This is a genomic window from Mesorhizobium sp. M7A.F.Ca.CA.002.15.2.1, from assembly GCF_003998715.1.
Lineage (GTDB): Bacteria > Pseudomonadota > Alphaproteobacteria > Rhizobiales > Rhizobiaceae > Mesorhizobium > Mesorhizobium ciceri.
Window position 1 is genome coordinate 1 of the sequence record NZ_RZPI01000757.1, and the last position, 2,512, is coordinate 2,512.

The window sequence follows — 2,512 nt, forward strand, 5'->3', positions numbered from 1 at the left end:
GTCCTTCAGGCCGCCGGGAAAATGGAATTCCGCCTTGGCCGGCGTCTGGTCTTTTTCCTTGATCAGCGACGGATCGCAGGTCCAGCGGATTTCGACGCCGCCGAACAGATAGGCTTTCGAGCGCGTCATACGGTAGAGCCGCGCCGGTTCGAACGCCGCGCCCTTGCCGAAAATCTGCTCGTCGGGGTGGAAGCGGATCTTTGTGCCGCGCCGGTTGTGGACCTCGCCCAACTGTTCCAGGCCGGTCACGGGAACGCCGCGCGAGAATTTTTGCCGATAGAGTTGCCGTCCCCGCGCGACCTCGACCTCGAGATGGTCCGACAGCGCGTTGACCACGGATACGCCGACGCCATGCAGGCCGCCTGATGTCTCGTAAACCTTGGAGTCGAACTTGCCGCCCGAATGCAGCGTCGTCATGATCACTTCAAGCGCCGGCTTCTTGAACTTCGGGTGCGGATCGATCGGGATGCCGCGGCCATTGTCGGTCACGGCGAGATAGCCGTCGGCCGAAAGCTCGACATCGATGAAGGTGGCGTGGCCGGCAACCGCTTCGTCCATCGAATTGTCGATGACCTCGGCGAACAGATGGTGCATCGCCTTGTCGTCCGTGCCGCCGATATACATGCCTGGCCGGCGGCGCACCGGCTCCAGCCCTTCCAGCACCTCGATGTCGGCGGCGCTATAGCCCTCGCTGCCGTCCTTGGTCGAGGCAGGACGCTTGGTGGCTTGCACCACCAGTGGATCCGCCGGGCGCGCAGCGGTACGCACCGGCTGCGGCTGCTTGTCCATATTGCCGAAGAGATCGTTGCTGTCGTCCATGCCTGCCATAGGTTCCGGTGCTGCGAATCACCTCGCGATACTGCCACGCTTTTCAGCGCCAAGCGACCGAGGTTCCTGTTCCGTTCGGGGATCTGGGCCCTCTTACCCCAAAACCATTCGATAACCAAGCCGGCGGAAATAGATCCGATACCAACGCCCGGGATTCCTGATTCTTTAACAATGCCGCCTAACGTGAGCCCAACTAAATAAGAAACTGCTGATATCAGGGGTTTAGGCGTGAGGGGCAAGGCCATATCGATGATCGGCATCGCCGCCGTTTTCGGCGCGATCTCGATCTTTGCCGCGGATTTCTGGGTCAAAAGCCAGGCCAAGGCCGATTCCGAAGAGAAGACGTCGTCGATTCCGGCACCTGTCGTGCCGAAAGTCGAATTCAAGACCATCGTGGTGGCGAATGCCCCGTTGCGCTACGGCATGGAGCTCGACCGCGCGCAGCTCAGCGAAATCCCGTGGTCGCAAGAGTCCGTGCCGCAGGGCGCCTTCACCACCATCAATGCGTTGCTCGCCGACGGCAGCCGCGTGGTGCTGTCGCCGATCGAGGTCAACGAACCGGTGCTGCTGGCCAAGCTGTCCGGCCCGAATGGCCGCGCGACGCTCTCCAACATGATGACGCCCGGAATGCGGGCGGTCACCATCCGCACCGACGAGATCGCCGGAGTCGGCGGCTTCGTCACGCCCGGTGACCGCGTTGACGTGGTGCTGACGCGCGATGCCGGCGAAATTCAGGAAGTGGCCAAGAATGCGCAAGGCGCTGCCGGTTCCACCATCACCTCCGAGATCGTTGTCGCCGATGCCAAGGTGCTGAGCGTCGGGCAGGGCGCCGACGAGCGCCAGACGACGCCGCAGATTTCCAATTCGGTGACCATCGAGGTGACGACGGACGGCGCGCAGAAAGTAGCGCTGGCCCGCACCGTCGGCACGCTCTCGCTGTCGCTTCGGTCCGCCAGCGAAGGCGCTGACGGCAAGAGCGGCGTCACCACCATCTCCTCCTTCGGCGGATCGGTCGCCTCGAATGTGCAGGCCGCGGCCGGCTCGGTGTTCGACGCCGTCACCAAGGAGCCGGAGAAACCGAAGTTCAAGACGGTCATCGTAACGCGCGGCACGAAGGCCGAGGAATACCAGGTTCCTTCGCGGGACCAGAAATAAACCAGTGGGGACTGGGTGAGGGACGGGACAATGTTCGGGCTGTTCATATATCGGGTCATGACGCGGTTGCGCGTTTTGCGCGCCGTGGCTGTCGCGTCTTCGCTGGCCGCTGCGGTGATGCTGGCCTTGGGCGCCTCGGCGGCGAGAGCTGACAACGACGTCGTCTACGTGTCGTCGACCAAGAATGCGTCAATCAAGGTTGCCAAGGGCAAGCCGAAGACGATCATCACCAGTGCTGCCTTCTACCAGATCGTCATCGGCGATCCGGAGATCGCCAACGTCAATCCGCTGACCGACAAATCCTTCTATGTGCTCGGCAACAATCTCGGCACCACCGGGATTGCGCTGTTCGATGAGAAAAAGCAGCTTGTCGGCACCGTCGACATCGAGGTGACGCTCGACACCGACCAACTGGCCAGCACCATTCGCGCCAGCGTGCCGGATGCCAGGATCAAGGTCGGATCGGCCAATGGCCGTGTCGTGCTGTCGGGCGAGGCCGACGATGCCGTCGCCGCCGAAAAGGCAAACA

General features: G+C 62.6%; 3 protein-coding genes. 2 read left to right on the plus strand and 1 reads right to left on the minus strand.

Annotated features, from left to right (window positions below):
- A partial coding sequence (locus ENZ74_RS28800; protein ID WP_245471025.1) for an ATP-binding protein occupies positions 1–819 on the minus strand: 819 nt, incomplete at its 3' end.
- 237 nt (positions 820–1,056) lie between these two features.
- On the opposite strand from ENZ74_RS28800, the gene cpaB reads away from it, so the two are divergent.
- Positions 1,057–1,983, plus strand: a complete 927-nt coding sequence (gene cpaB, locus ENZ74_RS28805; RefSeq protein WP_244514296.1) for a Flp pilus assembly protein CpaB — start codon at positions 1,057–1,059, stop codon at positions 1,981–1,983.
- 30 nt (positions 1,984–2,013) lie between these two features.
- Positions 2,014–2,512: pilus assembly protein N-terminal domain-containing protein (locus ENZ74_RS28810; protein ID WP_127313178.1), on the plus strand; the 499-nt coding region annotated here is incomplete at its 3' end.